14 protein-coding genes and 3 pseudogenes are annotated in these 21,165 nt (G+C 56.8%); 10 read left to right on the top strand and 7 right to left on the bottom strand.

What is annotated here, in order from left to right:
- Window positions 1–170, bottom strand: a pseudogene (locus tag ACF8AM_RS15290) (xylose isomerase); the annotation flags it as partial.
- 223 nt (window positions 171–393) lie between these two features.
- Here ACF8AM_RS15290 and ACF8AM_RS15295 point away from each other — a divergent pair.
- The 3 genes from ACF8AM_RS15295 (at window position 394) to ACF8AM_RS15305 (ending at window position 4,001) form a co-directional block, all read left to right on the top strand.
- Entirely contained in the window at window positions 394–1,422 is a 1,029-nt protein-coding gene (locus ACF8AM_RS15295) for a UDP-N-acetylmuramate dehydrogenase (protein ID WP_392556477.1), read from the top strand.
- 10 nt (window positions 1,423–1,432) lie between these two features.
- Window positions 1,433–2,314 (top strand): hypothetical protein, encoded by an 882-nt coding sequence (locus ACF8AM_RS15300; protein ID WP_392556465.1) that lies wholly within the window; start codon window positions 1,433–1,435, stop codon window positions 2,312–2,314.
- Window positions 2,315–2,387: 73 nt separating this feature from the next.
- Window positions 2,388–4,001 carry a sulfatase gene (locus tag ACF8AM_RS15305; RefSeq protein WP_392556466.1) on the top strand — a complete coding sequence of 538 codons (1,614 nt, stop codon included), beginning with the start codon at window positions 2,388–2,390 and terminating at the stop codon, window positions 3,999–4,001.
- Between the two features lie 19 nt (window positions 4,002–4,020).
- Here the strand turns inward: ACF8AM_RS15305 and ACF8AM_RS15310 are convergent, their stop codons facing one another.
- The 3 genes from ACF8AM_RS15310 to truA all read right to left on the bottom strand — a co-directional run bounded on the left by ACF8AM_RS15310 (window position 4,021) and on the right by truA (window position 7,754).
- On the bottom strand, window positions 4,021–5,316 hold the full coding sequence (locus ACF8AM_RS15310) for a lipopolysaccharide biosynthesis protein (RefSeq protein WP_392556467.1): 1,296 nt from the start codon (window positions 5,314–5,316) through the stop codon (window positions 4,021–4,023).
- A 247-nt stretch (window positions 5,317–5,563) separates the two neighbouring features.
- A complete protein-coding gene (locus ACF8AM_RS15315; RefSeq protein WP_392556468.1) occupies window positions 5,564–6,484 on the bottom strand; it encodes an FHA domain-containing protein in 921 nt (306 codons plus the stop codon).
- Between the two features lie 436 nt (window positions 6,485–6,920).
- Window positions 6,921–7,754: a tRNA pseudouridine(38-40) synthase TruA gene (truA, locus tag ACF8AM_RS15320; protein WP_392556469.1), complete on the bottom strand. Its 834-nt coding sequence runs from the start codon at window positions 7,752–7,754 to the stop codon at window positions 6,921–6,923.
- Window positions 7,755–7,782: 28 nt separating this feature from the next.
- Here truA and ACF8AM_RS15325 point away from each other — a divergent pair, with 28 nt between their 5' ends.
- On the top strand, window positions 7,783–8,256 hold the full coding sequence (locus ACF8AM_RS15325; protein WP_392556470.1) for a hypothetical protein: 474 nt from the start codon (window positions 7,783–7,785) through the stop codon (window positions 8,254–8,256).
- A 74-nt stretch (window positions 8,257–8,330) separates the two neighbouring features.
- On the opposite strand, the gene ACF8AM_RS15330 is transcribed toward ACF8AM_RS15325, so the two are convergent.
- Both ACF8AM_RS15330 and ACF8AM_RS15335 read right to left on the bottom strand, forming a co-directional pair.
- Window positions 8,331–9,686: a vitamin K epoxide reductase family protein gene (locus ACF8AM_RS15330; protein WP_392556478.1), complete on the bottom strand. Its 1,356-nt coding sequence runs from the start codon at window positions 9,684–9,686 to the stop codon at window positions 8,331–8,333.
- A gap of 442 nt (window positions 9,687–10,128) precedes the next feature.
- A complete protein-coding gene (locus tag ACF8AM_RS15335) occupies window positions 10,129–10,908 on the bottom strand; it encodes a helix-turn-helix domain-containing protein (RefSeq protein ID WP_392556471.1) in 780 nt (259 codons plus the stop codon).
- A 51-nt stretch (window positions 10,909–10,959) separates the two neighbouring features.
- On the opposite strand from ACF8AM_RS15335, the gene ACF8AM_RS15340 reads away from it, so the two are divergent.
- From ACF8AM_RS15340 to ACF8AM_RS15365, 6 genes and pseudogenes are all read left to right on the top strand, one after another.
- Entirely contained in the window at window positions 10,960–14,322 is a 3,363-nt protein-coding gene (locus tag ACF8AM_RS15340) for a PSD1 and planctomycete cytochrome C domain-containing protein (protein WP_392556472.1), read from the top strand.
- An 80-nt stretch (window positions 14,323–14,402) separates the two neighbouring features.
- Window positions 14,403–15,836 carry a DUF1501 domain-containing protein gene (locus ACF8AM_RS15345; RefSeq protein ID WP_392556473.1) on the top strand — a complete coding sequence of 478 codons (1,434 nt, stop codon included), beginning with the start codon at window positions 14,403–14,405 and terminating at the stop codon, window positions 15,834–15,836.
- A gap of 442 nt (window positions 15,837–16,278) precedes the next feature.
- Window positions 16,279–16,704 (top strand): annotated as a pseudogene (locus tag ACF8AM_RS15350) (fasciclin domain-containing protein); the annotation flags it as partial.
- A 51-nt stretch (window positions 16,705–16,755) separates the two neighbouring features.
- A pseudogene (locus ACF8AM_RS15355) lies at window positions 16,756–17,382 on the top strand (fasciclin domain-containing protein); the annotation flags it as partial.
- A 224-nt stretch (window positions 17,383–17,606) separates the two neighbouring features.
- Window positions 17,607–18,203: an RNA polymerase sigma factor gene (locus ACF8AM_RS15360; RefSeq protein WP_392556474.1), complete on the top strand. Its 597-nt coding sequence runs from the start codon at window positions 17,607–17,609 to the stop codon at window positions 18,201–18,203.
- Entirely contained in the window at window positions 18,200–19,078 is an 879-nt protein-coding gene (locus ACF8AM_RS15365; RefSeq protein ID WP_392556475.1) for an anti-sigma factor domain-containing protein, read from the top strand. The genes ACF8AM_RS15360 and ACF8AM_RS15365 overlap by 4 nt, the downstream gene beginning before the upstream one ends.
- A gap of 269 nt (window positions 19,079–19,347) precedes the next feature.
- On the opposite strand, the gene ACF8AM_RS15370 is transcribed toward ACF8AM_RS15365, so the two are convergent.
- On the bottom strand, window positions 19,348–20,892 hold the full coding sequence (locus ACF8AM_RS15370; RefSeq protein WP_392556476.1) for a sulfatase: 1,545 nt from the start codon (window positions 20,890–20,892) through the stop codon (window positions 19,348–19,350).
- Window positions 20,893–21,165: the final 273 nt, after the last annotated feature.

Consider the following 21,165-nt stretch of genomic DNA (forward strand, 5'->3'; position numbering starts at 1 on the left):
TCAGCACCGGTTCCGCGGAAAGTGTGCCAGTAGACAATGCTGAACCGCATGTGGTCCTTCATCGTTTTGCCTTCGATGACTTCGTCAGGGTTGTACCAGCGGAAGGCAAGCGGGTTGTCGGATTGGGGGCCTTCGTACTGAATGACGGGAACATCGGGGAAAGCGGTCATCGAACGGATTCCGTGGGGGCGGCGGGGGGGAAATGCAAATCAATGGAGTGCCCCAATATCAGAAGTTGTCTGAAGTGCGACAAGGGGGTGAAACCGGTTTCAGCTGCGCAGCGGTGCCGGAGAGGTTGTTCGCGTGCGTTTTAGGGCCACTAATGCGCTTTTCGGAGCCAGCGACGGCGAGGGCCGGGGGCGAGTTTCGCGTCCATCGGCCGATCCTGCCGGGATCCTCGCGGGTCGTGTCGAATCCAGATTGCCAATTTCGCTTCGGACTGCGAAACTGACGACCAGCGTCCCGCCGCCTGGAGGTGGCGGCTTTCGAAACTCGCACCGGCAAATGAACGACGTGTCTTCTGCTCCCTCTGAATCGCTCACCGAATTTTTCCCCGAAGATCTGCTGCACGTGGTTCGCGAAAACCAACCGCTGCGTGAAACGTTGTGGTTGGGCATTGGCGGCCCGGCTCGATTCTTAGCCGAACCGGTCGAGATCGATCAGGTCGAGAAGCTCTACACACTGGCTCGGGAAAAACAGCTTGTGCTGCGTGTGCTTGGCCAAGGCAGCAATGTGCTGGTTCGAGAAGCTGGTTTTGATGGTTTGGTCATCTCATTGGCGGCCCCTGCAACCAGCGGATTGGAGATCCAGGGACAGAAGTTGATTGCTGGCGCTGGTGCCAAGCTGACTCACGCGGTGATCAAAACCGTCGGCGAAGGGCTCGGTGGACTGGAACACCTCGTTGGTATCCCCGGCAGCATCGGTGCGGCTGTCGTTGGAAACGTGTCAGCCGAAGGACGCGACATCGGGTCGGTTGTGGAATCGATCGAATTGATCGACGAAGATGGCAAACGCAAAACGATCACGGGCGAGGAAGCCGGGTTCGCTCACCGCCAATCGACTTTGATGGGCACGGTTGTTCTGTCGGTCACGTTCAACTTGGAACCCAAGGACGTTTCGGCGCTGACCAAACGGATGCAGAAATTGTGGATTCATCGCGGCCAACGTCGTCCGTCGGAATCCAATCGAATCGCGATGCCCTTCATCGATCCTGATTCCATTTCCGCGTGTGAATTGATCAACAGCACGGGATTGGCAGGCATTCGCGAAGGCGACGTGTCGCTGGATTCCGCCGAACCGCATTACTTGATCGCGCATGACAACGCGACCAGTGATCAATGCGTGAAACTGATCGGCCGAGTTCGCGAGCAGGTGTTGATGCAAACCGGGATCGACTTGCAGTTGAATCTGCAAATTTGGTAAGCGTACTCGCATGAGCGAGACGTCCACACCCGAAAAACGACCTCGATTGATTCGTCGCAAACGCGAATTGACGACGGATGAGCCGGCAACGGTGGGATGGGTGCGTGGTCTCATCAGTGCTCCTGCGGTTTTGTCGATTCTTTGGCCCGCGATCCTGTTGGTCGCCGGGTATGCCGCCTGGCAGACATGGTGGGCGGACTACTTTGCCGTCACCTACCACGGCATCGACGCTCAACAAATCTCGGTGACGCCACCGCCGGAGTACGTTCGCACGGACATCATTGACGCGGTCTACACCGAAACGGCGATGAAAGACATGTCGCTGCTCGACCCTCAAGTATCAGCCAAAGTGGCTTCGGCGTTTGCAAGTCACCCGTGGGTCCACCGAGTCGTCGGCGTTCGCAAGAAAGCCCAGGGGCGACTTGACGTGCGTTTGGATTACCGATTGCCGGTCGCAATGGTTTATGTGGTGGATCCAAAGACCGGGCCGGGGTTCTTGGTTGTCGACGGCGAAGGCACGTTGCTGCCCAGCGATTTTGCGCCGTCTGAAACGGATCACTATCTGCACATTATCGTTCCCGGCGCGTATCACACTGGCCGTTTGGGATCTCCGTTTGGTGACACGCGAGTGCATGCCGCGGCATTGTTGGCTCGGCTGTTGGCACCGCACCGCGAAACGCTGAAATTGCAGAGCATCGGCGTGCATGGCGATTTGCGTCAGAACCCGATCGTCCAACTCGAAATCGCGAATCAGGACGGGGAACGCTGGTTTTGGGGCAGCCCGCCCGGCGAAGAAGTCGCGGGGGAGATTCCCGCTTTGATGAAATTGCAAGCCATGCTGGCGGGAGTTCCCACGGGAACCGACCTTCGCCAAGTTCAGTTGCAACCGTAGCGAGCAGACCGGCATCGGCTCAGCTAAAATCTTTCCTTAGCAGTTCAGTTTCTCTCGCGGAAGGAATGTTCGCTTGTCCCGAATTCAGCTCGCTTTGTTGTTTGTCGTCTCGCTCTTCCCAGCGAGTCTTGTTGCCGCCGATCGTCCGAATGTCTTGGTGGCGATCTCCGATGATCAATCGTTTCCGCACGCGTCCGCGTACGGCTACCAAGCGATCCAAACACCGGCGTTTGATCGAATTGCGCGGGCTGGTGTTCTGTTCAACAACGCGTTCACGCCGTCGCCTGGATGCAGTCCGATGCGGGCTGCGTTTTTGACTGGTCGGAACATCTGGCAAATTGAACACGCTGGAACGCATGCGAGTTCCTTCGCGACCAAGTACGAGGTGTACCCAGACCGTTTGGAGCAGGCGGGTTACTTCGTCGGCTACACCGGCAAAGGTTGGGGGCCGGGGAATTGGAAAATCAGCGAGCGTTCGCGAAATCCCGCCGGGCCCGTTTTCTCATCCGAGAAGATGAAGTCACCCGGTGGAATCAGCAGTGTGGATTACGCCGCGAATTTCGAATCGTTTTTGGGTCAAAAACCGGAGGACGCGCCGTTCAGTTTTTGGTTTGGTTGCCACGAACCTCACCGGGTCTTCGAGAAAGGCATTGGGCTGAAGAACGGCATGGATCCATCGAAGGTCGTCGTGCCGGAGTTTTTGCCCGACACGCCTGAGATCCGCAGCGACATTCTGGACTACTGCTACGAAATCCAGTGGTTCGATCAGCATCTCGGTCGCATGCTCGACACGCTTGAAAAAGCCGGTGAGCTCGACAACACGATCGTGATCGTGACCAGTGACAACGGCATGGCGTTCCCGCGGGCCAAAGCAAATGTCTACGAGTATGGCATCCACAGGCCCCTGGCGATCAGTGGGCCGGCCCAGGTCAAAGGCGATCGAACGGTGGACGACTTGGTCAATTTGATTGACGTGACAGCGACAATCTATGACGCGACGGGTGTGAAGCCACCGGAGAAAACGCCGCTGAGCGGCCGTAGTCTGGTCGGGTTGCTTCAGTCGGGCAAACAGCGAATCGTTGAACCGGATCGCGATGCCATCTTTTCTGGGCGAGAACGTCATTCGTCCGTGCGATATGAATCGTTGGGCTACCCACAACGTTGCATCCGGACAGATCGATACCTCTACATTCGCAACTTCCGCCCGGAGCGTTGGCCCGCCGGGGCACCACAGAAATTTGGTTCGGGCAGCTATCCGAAGAAGCAAGCTATCCTTGCCGAAGAGTTGGGGCCAATGCATGACGGTTATCACGACATTGATGCTTGCCCGTCGCTCACCTTCCTCGTCGAAAATCACGATGACGCGGAGCTGGCCAAATACTTGCAGTGGGCGGTTGCCAAGCGTCCCACGGAAGAACTTTACGACATCCAGTCAGACCCGGCCTGTCTGAATGATTTGTCCGGCAAGTCGGAATTCGCGGAGGTCAAACAGTCTTTGAGCCAACGTCTGAATGACTACCTCATCAAAACGAGTGATCCTCGAGTTGTCGGAGCCGATGGCGGTGACGTTTGGGAGACTTACCCCAGATACAGTGGACTGCGTTGGTTCCCGAAACCTGAATGGGCGGAACAGTCACCTGAGCGAGTTCCGAAACTGAATTGGCTTGACAAGCGACGCCCAAGGTAGCGATTCGCGGAACAGCAATTCAGTTCAAATTGGTTTCGACGTTCTGTTCACGGACGTCGGCGTACACAATCGCGGCCAACCAAACCAAACAGATGACTTGGCCGACCAGTGCTGCGGCCGCGATTGCGATCGCGCCGTATGCCCCGACGAATGCGGCGGTCAGACCCAGCATGATGACTGAGGCGACGATTCGGCATCGGATCGGTGCAAGCGGTTTGCCTCGGCCTTTGACGTAACTGTCCAGGCCTTGCAGGATGCCTTTGATCGCGGACACCGGTGCGAGCCACCATGCGAACACAATCGCGGGTGCGAACTCTTCGCCGTAGACCAGCTTCACCAACGGGCCGATCAAGATCATGAAGACAATGGTGGAAACGGTTTGAATCGCAATCGATCCACCAAGAATCCGATGCACATCAGAGGTCTGCAGGCGTTTGCTGCGATCGGCTGCGGTGTTGAACAGGTAAATGCCTAACGTGTTGGGAATCACCGTCAGCGGGTAGACCACCGGAACCATCGCGGCGTAGAAACCTTGTGTTAGCAGAGGCACCAACCACATCACCAGCAACAAGTCCAAACGTTCAAACAGATCTGTTGCCAACATGGAAATTCCGTAAGGGCGGCTTTCCTTCAGCAAGCGATTGACGGGCGGTTCGCTTTCACCCGTGGCGGGTTGAGGCAATCCGATCACGCAGGCGGCCATCGAAATCGCCGATGCGATGACGAACAACACGCACGCCAACGTCAGCGTGACTTCGGTCAGCAGAGCGGCGATCAATAGCAAGCCTGGGAACGCGGCAGCGGCGATGAAACGGCGGAGGTTGTACCGGTGGAAATCGCCTGCACCGCGATCGACGGCCGTCATGATCAGCATCACGTGCTGGCCGATGACGCTGAATGCACACAGACACCCCAGCGACATCAGGTAGGCCTTTTCATCGGGCAAGGCGATCACGTTGCAGACCACCACGAACCCGGTTGTGATGGCTCCCGTGGTTAAGCCCAACCACATCGCTGCTCGGCGAAGTTTGATCGTCTCGACGGTGCGATCAGCGGCGTAGCGACAGATGACTTCTAGGCCACCGAACAATCCCACGTACAGCGCCATTTGCACGTACAAAACCGTCGTCGCGTATTCACCTCGGCCCACCGGTCCCAACAATCGGGCCAGCAAGATGCCTTGGCCCATCTGCAGCGCAACAATCGCGAACGCGAAACCGACGGTTTGACCAAACGAGATCGCTTTCGCAAATTTGTTGGTGGTGGGACGGGCGTTGGATTCTGAATCGGAATGATCGGGTAATCTTGGCGTCACTTCGCCACCGATTGACGTCGAGCACGCATCGGTTGCTGTTGAGGAACCGTCACAGGATTCCGATTTGGCGGGAAGAACGTCCGGGCAATTGCTCTGGGAAGCAGGTGCATTCTGTGCTCTGGACGCATCCCGATTTCCGGACGCATCGAGCGAGTTCAGGTCGGTAGAGAGAGGGTCAGAGGTCATATTGCGGAGCAGTATAGTTGCGATCAGTGCATCCGCCTGAATCCTCCAAGACTCGAATCCTTCAGTCGATTCCGTCGACGATTTGAGCTTCGGGACCCTGCCAAAATTGTAAAACCTGGTAGCCACCCAATACAAACACGGCGACCGTCATGGCAAGCACGGCGTAAATTTTGACTTGGTTCCAATCGACGCGATCGACGAACTTGGAAATGGTGGAATCGGTTGGCTTTAGGGAAGGGGACTTTTTAGTGTCCGTAGGCTTCTCTGCATTCAATTTTTTTTCAGGTTCGTCTTTCGAGTCCAAGCCATCTTCGGCTTGCGCATTCGAATTTCTGGAATCGGCCATCTTGGGGGCAGCGTTGATACTCGATGACGATTGATCGGAATCATCCGCCGCTTCGTCCTCTGAAATGTCGTCGTCGCTGTCTGGATTTTCCGAATCCGAACCTCGTGCGTCGCGATTGGACGCTTTGGCGCGAATATCGTCCTGGCCTGATTCGGGATCGAGCAGTGGGCCGGGTTGAAGGATGGAGCCCAAATCGATTTCTTGCCACGCATCGCCTTCCAACATTGAATTGTTGGCCGGGGAGTCCTCATCGAGCACACAGGTGAGTTCGGCTGTGTCATTCAATGAGCACTGCGAGTCGGCAGTTTCGCCTGCCTGGATTGAGAGAGCGAAAGTGATTTTTCCACATCGAAGCTCGGCACCGTCGATCAATTCCACCCAAGTTCGAGTGGGGATGCGGATGCCGTTGACCCGCGTGCCGGTGGTGCTGTTCAGGTCAAAGATGCGAAACCGGGGTTCTGAGTTGACGGGCGCTTCCCAGTGCAGCAGACAATGTTTCCGACTGACAGAACGATGCGTGGGGCGAATCTGGCAACCGCGGTCCCGACCGATCATGTAGTAACCGGTGCGAATCTCAGCGACCAAGCCAGCGCGGCTGCCGGAGGCGAGGATCAGTTGGACAGAACTTTCGGGCACCAAAATCAGTGAGTCGCGTTCGGAGGAGAGGGGCTGGTCCGAGCGTTCAGCGGCCGCCCGCGAATGCAGCAGAACCAGTGGAGGAATCGTCGGGAACCGACTCCTTTGTCCGAGCGATCAACCATGTTTGTGGGGTGGATCTTAGCAAAAGCGAAGGGCATTTGCCGAGGTTTTGAGCCAGAACTCTCTGCGGTTGGCCGCTAAAGTTCGCATTGAATCGGGTCGTCCGAATTGTTTGGCGCGGGAGTGTTGTCACATTGAATCCACTGAGGACTCATCTCACCCCATCTGGCATTTCGCCCTGTTGGTTCGAAGAGCAAAACATACGATGGGCTTCCGAGGCGGTCGGCCAGATCCTGCTACCGAAGCACGGTGGCTTCCAAACGTCGCTCACTTCGTGTTCGACTCTTCACCGAGTTCCCGATCGTCTGCGTTTTCAAGATTCGTCCACTTCAAAAATTTCGTCCGGGTAGTCGACGCGGCAGAGAAACAGTCCCTGAGGCGGAGCAGTTGGCCCAGCTTGTTTGCGATCGCGGCTGGCGAAGACTTCGTCGATCCACTGCAACGGTTTGCGTCCGCGACCGACTTCCAACATCGTTCCCATCAGGTTTCGAACCATGTTGTAGAGGAACCCTTCGCCATCGATTTCAAAGCACCAGGGTTCGCCTTCTAAGCGAGAGCCCGTCGGATCGGTCGCGGTCCGAGGGAACCATCTCGCCGAGTGGATCGTCCGCACAGTCGAAGGGCGTTCGGCACCTGTTCCTTGGAAGGCTCGGAAGTCATGACGTCCGACGAACTTGGCCGCAGCGGCTTGCATCGCCGCATGATCGATCGGACCGCCGACACGGTGCACGTAGCGATGGGCGAACGGGTCGCGACCACCGCCAACCTGCACCAAGTACTGGTACCGTTTGCCGATGGCGTCCGCGATCGGATGAAAGCGTTCTCGTGTTTCGCGAACCGCTTTAACGCGAATGTCGTCGGGCAATTTGCTGTTGATTGCTCGCTGCAGTGAGATTGGCCCAGCGTTCCAGGTCGGCAACACGCATCGGGCGACTTGGCCAATCGCGTGAACGCCTGCGTCGGTTCGCCCGCTGCCCAAAATTCGAACGGGCTTTCCTGCCAACGGCTGAATCACACGTTCCAATTCGGATTGGATCGACCGCTGTTCAGGCTGGACTTGCCAGCCACAATACTCGGTGCCATCGTAAGCCACCGTCAGGTGAAAGGTGCGAGGGCGTGATTGGCGAGTTCGATCGTTGGCTTGCAATTCAATTCTCTGTGGAGACCGGAACTCGATGACTCACCGCATTCGTTTGCGACGCCCCTGGACCCGCGAAATTTTTCGCGATGGCCAATCTCTTCATCGAGCTGACCGGGTCGATGTGCCTGACGTGGCGGAGGGCAACGAGGTTTTGACGCCCGAAGTGTTGCGAGCAGAACGCGGCAACGGCGATGCGACACCGACCGAATATCATGCCATTTATCAGCGGCATTTCAATTGCCCCACCGGATTGGAAGACGACGATCAGGTGTCGATCGAGATTGCTCCTGCACCCAGTCAGTCTTTCGTAGTGCGATTGAACGACGAGGTCATCGGCTCAAGCGATCAGGATGATCGGGAAGAAGGCGACCGCGATGTCGTCCAGTTGCCGGTGCCGAAGCCGTTGGTCGGACAGAACCAACTTGAGATCGAATTGCGATCCAAAGTGGCCTCGTCTCTTCCACGTTGCGTGGCGGAAGTCGCTTTGCGAATCGACGCGGCAAGCTAAGACAAACGCGGCAGTGGTTTCCAGCCTGTGATCAAGCAAGTTTCTTCACAGGCGTGAATCCTATGCCACTGATTCTAGAGGTTTTGTTCGATCAGGCGGATCATCGACTGTGACGATTCGACTGCACCGACGGTGGTCGTTTTGGGGAACAACAGCTTGGGGATCGTTCCTGATCCAGCCCGCTGATAAAGCTGCACGTGTTTTTGAATGTATTCTGTCGGCGTACGGCCGCTCATCGTCGATTTCAACTTAGCTTCATCGACTAATTGGGAAGCATGCGATAGGGCTTGAGAAAGCGATGGTTTGGACTCGAACATGTACGAGTGGAAGTCCGCGAATCTCTCTCGATCAACAATCCAAACCGCAACAGCCAACTTGGCTAAATCGCAAGCCTCACGGTGCGTCGCATGAGTGTTTTGGATGGCGGGATTGCAGCGACCGTCCAGCGGAACCGGCAACGTGATCACAGCCAGTCGATCGCCGAAATGTTCTTGGGCGGCTTTCAGTGATTCGTGAGTGCGTTGGCAGTGTGGGCAGGTGTAATCAAACATTTCCACCAGCACCATTTCTGCATCTGGGTTGCCCACCAGCGGCCAATCTTTCGTTGCCAAGCGGACGCCGCCAAGGATCTCGGCTGTCTTAGGCTTTGAATCCGCTTCCGCGCTCACTTCCGTCAGCAACAGCGACGCGGGGTTGATCAACGCCAACGCGAATTGTGATGGACGCACGCTGGAGACCTGGTTGATCAACGCGGCTGATCGTCGATTGACACTGAACGATTCGGGCGGAGCGAACAGGCCCTGGATCTCACTGTCAGCGGCCGACTCGTCGCTCGCGGGAGCTTCGAACATGCCTGGCGCTTCGAACATGCCGGGCGCGTCGGGGGCGTTGGGGGCGGTGAACGTCGCGGGTTGAGCACTGTGTTCAATCACTTCGAACGTGGGTTCGGGTTCCGTCACGACTTGCATCGCAATCAGTCCCGCCAACCCAACGGCGGCGATTGATGCCAGGTATCGCAGCGAAGGTGTTTGGGCGGGGCGGCTGAACAGAAACGTCGCTGCCAGAACCAACCCCGCGGCGTGGGCGACCATGCAGTATGGGCAAAGATGTCCCAACGCGAAGACTTGCAAACCGATGAACCAGATTGCTGCTCCGCCAGCGATGAAAGTGACCACGCCGAGTGCGCCCCAGCGGACTCGATTCCAAAACACACTGATCGGTTGAAATAGCAGCAACGAAATCACGCTGGCATGAGTGAGGATGGCTGGCACGCTGACCGGCAAGGTTCCCACCTTGGACCAACGACTGTGCAACACGTGACTGCAATCAAACAGGCTCCCGCCGCCGCAACCTGCCACTGGGGAAGACGTGAACGCGGTGTACGCGAGGTAACCGCTCGTGCCCAATGCGACGAGGCTGCACATCAACATGGTCCACCATGCGCTCACTCGAAGTCGCGGCAACGAGGCACGCACTGAAAACCGCTCGTTCCACGGACGCGAATGTTCGTGGGAAAGCGAATGATTGCCAGGGGAATGCAGGTCGGCGGTGGCCATGATGGATCCAAGCGAATGTCGGGTGAGAAAATCCTGTTGCAGCGAGTTAGCTCGGAAGCAGGTTGTGTGCCAAAATTCGCGAGACTGAAGCAAAAGTGTCTAAGTTACTGAGAATGCCAATCTTGAGGGGGCGAAGATGACATCTGCGACCGTTCGGCCACCGATTTGAAAGCAAGTGAGCCATCAGAAAGAACGCTCCGGTTGGACGCCCGAGTCAAGCGTGCAGTTCGCCGGCTGAGGGTACCTGCGAACTTTGTCGTCAATTCTGTCGCAATTTACGCAGTTCGCCGTCTCAATTTGGGAACGCCAGCTCCGATCAGTTGTCACGCGGACTGTACTTGCGGCGGTATTCCGAGGGGGTGATTCCGGTGGATGCTTTGAATTTCCGAGTCAGGTGGCTCTGGTCGTAGAATCCCGTGTTGGCAGCGATCACGCCAACCGGTTCTTGGGTTGTTTCTAGCAGGTGCCTGGCGACACCCACGCGGACTTCGCGCAGGTAATGATTGGGAGTGATCCCAAACAATCGGGTGAATTCCCGGTGCAGTTGGCTTTGCGACAAGTTGGCTTGCTGAGCCAAATCGGCCACGGAGATCGCATCGCCGTAGTGCCGCGTCACGAACTGAACCACTTTCAACAGCCGCAAGTGGCCGCTCTCGGGTGTTTCGGAATCGTGGTAGGGCCGTTTGACGCCCGCCAGAGCGACCACGTCGCCAGATTGATTCAGCAGAGGAATTTTGTTGCACGAATAGATCTGGGGCACGCCACGGCTGTCGGGCACCAACCAGACTTGGTCGGTCAGCGTTTCGCCTGTTGCGACCACTCGCCGGTCTTCTTCGACGTACTGAGTTGCGATGGCAGGCGGAAAGAAATCGAAGTCGGTTTTCCCGATGATGGCGGTTTCGTCGTCCACGCCCACGACCCGGCACACGACACGATTGGCTCGTAGGTACCGTCCATCGGCCGCTTTGACATACATATAGATTTGTGGCAAGAAATCAAACAGGTCCAAGCAAGCCAACGGGTTGATGATGCTTTGAAAGACTTCATCGCGCCAGTTTGAGATCTCAGTTGCGTCGTCAAAGCGTGGTTTTGCCATGCGAGGATTTTACAAAACGATGCGACGAATCGGCAAGACACTGGTGAGATCGTGAACCATAATGATGGATCGAACGACGGCGTCGCGATGTCTCGCAGCGGTGTCGTTGATCCCGCCTTTGATTGCTTCCCTCCTAGTCGCGCTGTTTGTATGAGTGAGCTCACCGTCCAAGAACTCCCATGCCAGAAGCATTCGACCGCGTTGCTGCCGGAGTCCACGCTTGGGATGGCGACGTTTTCTCAGCGTCCATTCGCGAATCCGTTCATGGGATCCATGAAAGCAGCTTGGGGTTTGTTTCTGGTTTGCTTGATGTTCGGAGTGAACCGGTTGCCTGCGACGCACGCTGGTGACGTTTCGTTTTCTCGCGATGTCCTGCCGGTGTTGTCGGATCGTTGCTTTCATTGCCACGGACCTGACGAAGGCAATCGCGAAGCCGACCTGCGATTGGACCTCGAAGCGGCGGTCAAAGAAGATCGCGGCGGATATGCGGCGGTCCAGCCAGGTGATCTCGATGGTAGTGAGCTCTGGACGCGGATCGTTTCGGAGGACGAAGACGTCGTCATGCCGCCCACCGATTCGCACCGCAAACCGCTCAGCGAAAAGGAACGCGAAGCGATCCGGCAATGGATCCTTGACGGTGCCAAATGGGGAAAGCACTGGTCGTTTGAAAAGCTGACCCGTCCTAGCGTTCCTGATTCAGCACCGCATCCAATCGACGCGTTCGTGATCGAAAAGCTTGCCGAGAACCAACTTGAACTCAGCTCGCCGGCGTCGTCAGTCACCCAGTTTCGGCGTCTGTCGTTTGACTTGACGGGCATGTCACCGACGCCAGCGGAAATCGCGGAACTCCCCGACGATCTGGAGACTCAGTGGCCGCGTCTGGTGGATCAATTGCTTGAGTCGCCGCACCATGCCGAACGTTTGGCGATGTGGTGGCTCGACGCCGCTCGCTATTCCGATTCCGATGGGTTTCAACTCGACGAGACAAGGCAAAACTGGCCGTGGCGAGATTGGGTGATCAACCAATTCGCGAAAAATCGGCCGTTCGACCAATTCACCGTGGAACAATTCGCGGGCGATCTGCTGCCCGATGCGACTCCGGAACAAAAGCTGGCCACGTGCTTTCATCGCAACCACATGACCAACGGTGAAGGCGGCCGTGATCCGGAGGAATCACGCATCGATTATGTCATCGATCGAGTCAACACGACTGGGACGGTTTGGTTGGGGCTGACGCTTGGTTGCGTGCAGTGCCACACGCACAAATTCGATCCGATCACGCACCACGATTACTACTCCTTGGCCGCTTACTTCAACAGCATCGACGAAGATGGTCGAGCGGGGATGAGAGCGAAGCCTTACTTGGAATACAAATCGCCGGTGGTGGACGAGCAAGCCCGTGAGTTGGAAGCGTTTGTCAAACAGCTCGAGCAAGCGGACTTGGATGCCAAGCAGTTGGCGGTGAAACGGTTTGAAACTTGGCTGACAGGGTTCGCGGCCGATCCGCCAGCACACCACGACGTGTGGCAATCGCCCACTCCAACGCTCAGCAGCAGCGAAGGAACGAAATTCACCGTCGAAGAAGACCAGGTCGTGCAAACGCATGGCCCCAAGACCATGCACGACGACTACCGAGTCGCGATGTCAATTCCTGAAAGCATGTCTTGCATCACCGGCATTCGGATCGAGGTTTTGCCCCACGAGTCTCATGTAAACGGACGATTCGCACGCGACGGAAACGGCGAGTTCACGTTGACTAGCGTGATCGCCATGGGCCGCCGCGATGGCAGTCCGTCCGAGAGTCAACTGGATTTGTCTCACGCGATTGCGGACTACGAAGCCGACAAAAAACGCGAAACCGATTGGGACAAGAAGTACGGCGGCATTCGCGAAACGCTCAACGATGACGCTCGCGACGGTTGGACAACGGACGGCGCTGAAACCATCTCGACGCACGTCGGCGTCTACGAACTGAAACAACCTTGGCAAGTCAAACCGGGGGACCAGTTTGTCGTTCTGTTGCGTCACCGATCGACTCACGGGCATGCCAACATCGGCCGCTTCCGAGTCTCGCTGTCTTCCGAACAAGGCGACACGGTTCGACGAGTCGATGGAGGTTCACCGATTTTGGAACTGGTCGAAAATCTGAATTCCAATCGGGATGCTGACGAGGAAGAAAAGTCGATCGACGAGAAACTTCGCCAGCGTTTGCTCGATCAATATCTGCTGGCGGATGAGGACTACCTGTTCGCATCGAATCGTTTGAAACTGGCGCGCAAGCAACTCGCGGATCTGAAGAAGCAATCCGGGCCGCGAAAGGTCATGGTGTTGAAGGAACGCGGGAAACCGCGAGACACGCATGTGTTGTTGCGTGGTGTTTGGGATGCCAAAGGCGATGTTGTTCAGCCGGCTGTCTTGCCCAGCGTGCTTGAATGGCCAACCGACAAGTCTCGCACGCGATTGGATCTCGCCAAATGGATCGTGGATCCGCAGAACCCGCTCACCGCTCGTGTGATCGCCAATCACATGTGGCAATTGATGTTTGGCGCAGGACTGGTTCGAACGCCAGGTGACTTTGGTTTGCAGGGCGAGTTGCCAACCCATCCCAAGTTGCTGGATTGGTTGGCGGTCGAGTTGATCGAAAGCGACTGGGACTTGCGCCACATTCTGCGTCTGATTGCGACCAGTCAGACGTACCGACAAAGCAGCGTGGCGAGTCCTGAGTTGCTGGAGATCGACCCCGAGAACCGATTGCTTGCTAGAGCTCCTCGATTCCGTTTGCCAGCCTGGATGATTCGCGACAACGCGTTGCGAGTTTCGGGGTTGTTGAATTCGACCGTTGGCGGACCGCCCGTGTACCCGTACCAACCGCCGGGTGTTTGGGCAGAGATCACGATGGGCCGGTTTGATTATCAACCCAGTTTGGGTGAACGGCAGTACCGGCGAACGCTGTATGCGTTTTGGCGTCGAAGCAGTGCGCCGACGTTTCTGTTCGACAGCGCTCAACGCCGCGTATGCGAAGTCGGCGTGCGTCGCACGAACACACCGCTGCACGCCCTGACATTGATGAACGACGCGACCATGTTGGAAGCGTCTCGGGCGATGGCCGATGCGATCGTTTGCCAGTCGGATTCGGTTTCAGACGCGTCCTCCGATTCCACCTGGCCGTTTCATGCCAATGAGCTGGCCATGCGTGTTCTTTCGCGACCGCTTCGCTCGGAGGAATTGGATGCGTTGCAATCCGTTTGGACGCGAGCGAACGAGTACTACGCCGACCATTTGGACGACGCGATTGAGTTTTGCTTGGTCGGACAGGTCGATGCACCCGACGAGAGCGTTGCTGCAAAGACAGCGGCCTGGCAAACGACAGCGAGTTTGATTTTGAATTTGGACGAAGCCATGACGCGCGAATGAGATGGCTTGCTAAAACGCATTCGTCGCAGCCAACGGCTCATCGCCTGACACCTACCGATTCCGCAACTTTCCGATTTCCGATGAACCCATACGAAATTCACAGACAACTCGGCCGGCGGAGTTTTCTGTCACAGGCCGGTTTCAATTTTGGTGCGCTGGCCGCCGGTGCAATGCTGGGCGACGAGCTGGCTGCTGCGGAATTGAAATCCAGCCTGCCGCACTTTGCTCCCAAAGCCAAACGAGTTATCTTCCTCACTCAGTCCGGTGGCCCGTCGCAGATTGAATTGTTTGATCACAAACCCAACCTGCGCAAGTTGGCTGGTACGGAGTTGCCAGACAGTGTCCGGCAAGGCCAACGTTTGACGGGGATGACCAAGAATCAAAAGCAACTGATTCTTCCTGCGATCACCGAGTTTCATCGTCACGGTGATTGCGGCCGGCTGATCGGTGAGTGGTTGCCTCACATCGGTGCGATTTCCGACGAGCTGTGTTTTGTAAAATCCATGGTCACGGACGAGATCAACCATGCCCCGGCAATGACCAAGTTTTTAACCGGGCATCAGTTGCCGGGACGACCCAGTTTCGGTGCTTGGGCCAGTTATGGATTGGGCAGTTTGAATCGAAATCTGCCGGACTACGTGGTGTTGATTTCCAAGATGAAACGGCCCAGTGATCAACCGCTGTACGACCATTACTGGGGCAGCGGTTTTTTGCCCTCCAAGCACCAAGGCGTCAAATTGCGGAGTGCGAAGGATCCCGTTCTGTATCTGAATGATCCCGATGGTTTTCCCAGGGAATTGCGGCGAGAGATGCTGGACGGGTTGGCGTCGCTGAATCGATCGCATCACGCCGAAACCATGGACCCGGAAATCGAAACCCGGATCTCCCAGTATGAGATGGCGTTTCGGATGCAAACCAGCATCCCTGACCTGACTGACTTGAGAGACGAATCTGACGAAACGTTTGAACTGTACGGACCCGATTCACGGCGGCCGGGCAGTTACGCGGCGAACTGTATCTTGGCTCGCCGGTTAGCAGAGCGTGACGTGCGATTCATTCAGTTGTTCCATCCTGATTGGGATCATCATTCACGGCTCAGTTCGTGGTGCGTTTCGCGGTGCGTTGACACGGATCAACCGAGTGCCGCGTTGGTCAAAGACCTCAAGCAACGTGGCTTGCTGGATGACACTCTGATCATCTGGGGTGGGGAATTTGGACGCGGGGTCGCGGGACAAGGCAAATGGGATTCGCCCGAAGCCGGACGCGATCACCATCCGCGTTGCTTCACGATTTGGATGGCCGGGGCGGGAATCAAACCAGGCATCACCTACGGCGAAACGGATGATTTCAGTTACAACGTGGTCGAAAACCCGGTTCACGTTCGTGATTTGCACGCCACCGCGCTGCACGTGCTGGGGATTGACCACGAACGATTCACGCACCGCTACCAAGGGCTGGATTTCAAATTGACGGGCGTCGAACCATCCCAGGTCGTCCACGACATCTTGGCGTGAGACGGTCGCTCGGGCGTGGGCAGATCTCGCTGAACGCTCGCTTTCCGACCCCTCCCGCTGCACGGGTCGTGCAGTTTTTAAGTGCTGTGTTGCCAAACGTTTCTCATCACCCTTTCCCTGGGAGGGTCGAGCGAAGCGAGGGGAGGGGCGAGCATCGGCACCAGCGTGGAAACCTCCACGTCTCGAGGCGCGACGATCGCTTGCTTCGCTGGCTGAAATCAACCAAATGAAGTGCGAGATTGGTGCGGTTTCCCTTGTTTGTACGCTGCGATCGAAGAATTTTAGTTTGTTTGAAAACTTTCTGCATCCAAAGGCGGCCTGCCTGCGAACTCTCAAACAACCACGCGGAGGAGACGTGGAATCGGAAATTCAAAACATTCGTTTGAGAGACTGAGAGATGAAAAAGACACTGACCAGTTTGTTTGCCGTGGCTCTCATTGGTATGAGTGCCGCATCAGCAACTGCAGCCGACATTGTCGACACCGCAGTTGGAGCAGGAAAATTCAAGACGCTCGCGGCCGCACTTGGTGCGGCTGACCTGGTCGACACTTTGAAGGGAGAAGGACCGTTCACCGTCTTCGCACCGACGGACGAGGCATTCAAGAAGTTGCCCGCTGGTACGGTGGAGACATTGCTGAAACCTGAAAACAAAGGCAAGTTGTCTGGCGTTCTGACGTACCACGTCGTCGCGGGCAAAGTGATGGCGGAACAAGTGGTTGACTTGAAGGGGGCCCAGACCGTCAATGGGCAGCGAGTCGACATCAAAGTGGATGGTTCCAGCGTCATGGTCGATGGTGCCAACGTGGTGACCACGGACATCGTTTGCGACAATGGTGTGATCCACGTCATCGACAGTGTGATTTTGCCAGCCGACAAGACCATTCCTGAAACAGCGGACGCAGCAGGCAGCTTCAAGACTCTGCTCGCTGCAGCGAAGGCTGCGGGGCTTGCAGAAGTGCTCGGCAGCGAAGGGCCTTTCACGGTCTTCGCACCGACAGACGAAGCATTCGCGAAACTGCCCGACGGGACCGTTGCGTCATTGTTGGAACCAGCCAACAAGGAGAAGTTGGTTGACATCTTGAAGTATCACGTTGTCGCCGGCCGCGTGTACTCGGAAAACGCTGTCGCAGCAAAATCAGCCAAAACACTTCAGGGATCGCCTGTTGGCATCAAGGTGACCGATCGCGGTGCGATGGTGAACGAAGCAAAACTAGTAGCCACTGATGTCGACGCTTCGAATGGCGTCATTCACATCATCGACTCGGTACTGCTTCCGCCAGAGAACTCCGTCGACGCTCGTCGGGTGATTGAAAACACCGTCGCAGAGGGTGCTCGGTTGTTCAACGCGGGGCATCACGCCGCATGTGCTGACTTGTATCACACGACAATGACCGAGCTGATGTCAGCGAACCTTGGCGACTCGCTGAACAGTCACATGTCGGCTGTCTTGACGAGTGCCAGCCACACCACTTGCCCCACCCAGCGTGCTTGGACGTTGCGAACGGGCATCGACCAGATGTACGGGCAGATCGTGGCCAACCGATAAGCTGCGAAAAACGTTGTCCGCCTCGTTGTTGATGCGAATCAAGCGAGTTTCATTCCCAATGAAGCTCGCTTGTCCGTTGCGCGGCAGAGCGGCTGGGGTATACTGCACGGGCCGTGACGAACGAGAACATTTAAATGTTTGGCCCCACGGTGTTGTGTGAGCCAGCGATCATGCTGGTAGAGCACTCGTTAACAAGACCTGAATTCAACTGAGCGAAGGCGGACTTGAGCAACTCAATTTTAGAACGCATCGCTGCGGGAGAACATTCTGCAGTCGGAGATTGCCTGGACCAATATGGGCGTCTCGTCTGGTCGCTTGCGCGGCGATTGGCACCCACGGCCGAGGACGCTGAGGATGCGGTTCAAGAAGCTTTCGTTTCCATTTGGCAAAACGCGTCTCGATTTGATTCGGAAAAGTCGACCGAGGTCACGTTCATTGCCATGATCGCTCGACGCAGAATCATTGACCGAATGCGTCGGGGCATTCGTCCGACTGATTGCGAGGTTGGGGGCGGCGATTTGCTGGTCAATGAACAGGCAGACGAATCCGCAACGGCAGGCAGTCGTGCAGCGGAGTTGGCAGACGAAGCTCGCAAAGCGGACGGTTGTTTGAGAAAGTTATCCGTTGAACAGCAAAAGGTGATTGATTTGTCGATTCATCGAGGGCTATCGCACGGAAAAATTTCCGAGGTCATCGGGATGCCGCTGGGGACGGTGAAGTCAAACGCGAGGCGAGCTTTGCTCAGCCTAAAAGACTGCATGAAACGACAAGGCCACGGCCAAGTCGTTGCGGCTGCTGATCCAAGCGGGGGTGGGCTATGAGTGAGCGACCAGACGACTTGCGTTTGCCACGTCGTGCACAGGAGCTGTTGGCGGGGAAAGTCCTTGGCGATCTGTCTGATCAAGAGCACGAGGAAGTGTCCAATTGGCAGGAGACCGAAGCCGATTTGGCAACGTTGTTTGAGCTTGAGAAAACGGCGGCCGCGGTGGACATGGCGTTGTCCTCTCGGCGGTCTCATGATGTCGCCGCCAGTCCGGATGCGGAGTTGCCTGCCGGCTTGCGCGAGAAGATCCAGGCTGACGCCGGACGCGTTCTCGCGGTCGTTGGCGAAACAGGAATCGGAAGCGAGCAACGGGCAGACAATTCGGTCACGCCGGCTCCGTTGGAGATGGTCGAACCGCGAAAGCCAATCGGTTTGAGGCCCCGCGAAGCTGCCGCTTGGCTGGCGTTTGCTGCTTCTGCCTTGTTGGCCTTGGGGCTGTGGCGCGGGAGTGATTGGAATGGTGTTGGTAATACCGAGACGACTGCGGCGGCGGAGCGTTTGTTGCTTTTAAACGAGGCGGAGGACGTCGTCCAAGTTGCTTGGGCCGATGGCAAGCATCCTTTCCAGTCGGAAGTGACGGGGGATGTTGTTTGGAGCAACGAATCTCAAAACGGTTACATGCGTTTTGTCGGGATGCCAATGAATGATGCGGCGGTGGAACAGTATCAGTTGTGGATCATTGACCCGGCGCGAGATGACGAGCCCATCGACGGTGGCGTTTTCGACATTGATTCGACCGGAGAAGTGGTGGTCCCGATCACAGCGAAATTGAAAGTCTTGAATCCGGTAGCTTTTGCGATCACGGTGGAAAAGCCGGGCGGGGTTGTTGTGTCATCGCAAGAGAATCTGCCCCTGCTCGCGCCGGTTCCATAGCGTAAGGCAACGCGTCCATGCGGACGGGGCGAGCATGTTGGGGCATTCAGATCCGGCGAATCCAACCGCGGAGCGGTGACAGTTGGTAGCCTCGGGTTTCAACCCGAGGTTAGTGTGCGTCACCCGAGACGGCCAAGCCGCGGAGCGGCGACAGTTGTTCGGAACGCGTTGCCGGATGTCATCGCCCCGCGACTTGGGGGATTTGTTGCGGCGTCTTGGTCCTTGGGGTGAAACCGAAGGCGTTCGGCTGTCGTCGCTCCGCGACTGGTTCACCCGCGATTTTCCAATTTTGCTTCCATCTTTCGCAGCTTGGCATCGAGCTCTTGGATCTTGGGTTGTGCTTCTGGTTCGTGGATTAGGTTGTGGTGTTCACCTGGATCGGACTGCAAGTCGTAGAATTCGTTGCGTCCCTCATTGTGTCGATCGAGGATGAGTTTGTATCGCGGGGTGCGGTAACCTCTCAGGGATGCAACTGCATAACGGATCATGTCGTATTCCGTGTAGAGTTCCTGGTCCCAGTTCGAGGGTGATTGACCTTTCAACAGAGGTGTCAGGTCTCGGCCCATCAACCCATTGGCAGCGGACGAATCACCTGCCACGGCGCATAGCGTCGGGAACCAATCCAGGTGAGATGCGGTGTGCTCGATGACAGTTTGCGGGTTCACCACGCCGGGCCACCTCACAATCGCAGGCACCCGCAGAGAATGGTCATAAAGATTGGGGCGATACTTGTTCGAAATCACCCGAGTGCCTTGATGCATGTCGCCTGGCGGTTTTTGCTTCGTCGCCCAGATGCCGTTGCCTTTGTGCCAGATTCCATTGTGGCCCATGTTGAAACCGTGATCTGACGTGAAGATCACAATCGTATTGGAGCTCAAGCCACGGTCATCGAGTGTTTGCAGCAACCGTCCGAGGTTGCGATCCACGCCAGTGGTGCTGGCCAAATACTCCTTCATCATTTTGCGAACCCGCGTCGTATCCAGCCCTGGGTATTCCGGGATGGTTGGATCCATCGTGTCGTAGGGGGCCCAGTCCTCCGGCGCGACTGGCAGCCATCGCCCGTGGGGAGCACGAGTCGACAGGCACAGAAAGAACGGAGCGTCCGCGTTCTGTTCCACAAACTTGATGGCGTGATCCGTCAGAATGTCTGTTGTCAGTCCCGCGAACGTCCGGACTTTGCCGTCGAGTTCCAGTTCGGGGGTGTCTGGCGACGTCCCGCCTCCTGTCAGCCCCATGAACGAATCGAATCCGTGTTGGGTCGGGTGTTTGTCGCGGTCTTCCGGTGCTGTCCAGTCGCCGAGGTGCCACTTGCCGACCAAAGCGGTGCGATAGCCCTGACGCTGCAAGACTTCTGCGAAGGTTGTTGTGGTTTCGGGATCGAGATAGACGGGAGCGTCGGGATCGTAGAGTTTGTGTCCCGGTTGTGGGATGAAATCGGTGATCCCTAATTCGCTGGCGTAGCGGCCTGTCATCAGGGTCGCGCGAGCCGGGCTGCACACCGGCGTTGTGCAAAAGAAGTTGCGAAACACTGCGCCTTCTGCCGCCAGTCGATCCATGTTGGGTGTCGATGGAACCGGCACATCGTTGAACTGCCCCGAACGAACGGCTTGCGCGAACGCCCAAGGGGCTTGGTCGTCGGTCAACACCATCACCACATTCGGCTTCGCGGCCGAGGACGCCCGTGTTCCAAGCAGGCCGTGAAGAGCAAGCAAAATCGCCCACGTGAGAGCCAATGATTTCCAACGAATCAATCCAAACATCATGTTCAAAGTAGCAGTCAAAGAAGTGTCGGTGAAACGAGATTCGGGCAACATTCTATCCACTTTGCGGGAACCAATCGACGACGTCCCCGTTGATGCGAAGTTAAAAAATCGAGCCATCAAGCGATGACCGTTCGAAATCGCGTTGGCGCGTCTGTCGATGCCAACTTCTACCCAAAAACAAGCCAGGCCAAACCACTCGTGGTCTGTCACGAGTTATTTTTAGGGTCGTGGGCGAGGCGGCGCGTCCTGTGCTGGGGGGCACAACCAGGGCTCGGGGGCGCGTCCTGGACGCACAACCCACCCCTGTTTCTGTGGGAGCAGCCG

It is taken from the genome of Rhodopirellula sp. JB055, from assembly GCF_043100905.1.
In the GTDB taxonomy this organism is placed as follows: Bacteria; Planctomycetota; Planctomycetia; order Pirellulales; family Pirellulaceae; genus Rhodopirellula.

Excerpts from the sequence above, each read along its gene's own strand:
- ACF8AM_RS15300 (WP_392556465.1), top strand. The coding sequence starts at position 1,433 with ATGAGCGAGACGTCCACACCCGAAAAACGACCTCGATTGATTCGTCGC.
- ACF8AM_RS15325 (WP_392556470.1), top strand. The coding sequence starts at position 7,783 with ATGACTCACCGCATTCGTTTGCGACGCCCCTGGACCCGCGAAATTTTT.
- ACF8AM_RS15330 (WP_392556478.1), bottom strand. The coding sequence starts at position 9,686 with ATGTTGATGTGCAGCCTCGTCGCATTGGGCACGAGCGGTTACCTCGCG.
- ACF8AM_RS15335 (WP_392556471.1), bottom strand. The coding sequence starts at position 10,908 with ATGGCAAAACCACGCTTTGACGACGCAACTGAGATCTCAAACTGGCGC.
- ACF8AM_RS15345 (WP_392556473.1), top strand. The coding sequence starts at position 14,403 with ATGAACCCATACGAAATTCACAGACAACTCGGCCGGCGGAGTTTTCTG.
- ACF8AM_RS15365 (WP_392556475.1), top strand. The coding sequence starts at position 18,200 with ATGAGTGAGCGACCAGACGACTTGCGTTTGCCACGTCGTGCACAGGAG.
- ACF8AM_RS15370 (WP_392556476.1), bottom strand. The coding sequence starts at position 20,892 with ATGTTGCCCGAATCTCGTTTCACCGACACTTCTTTGACTGCTACTTTG.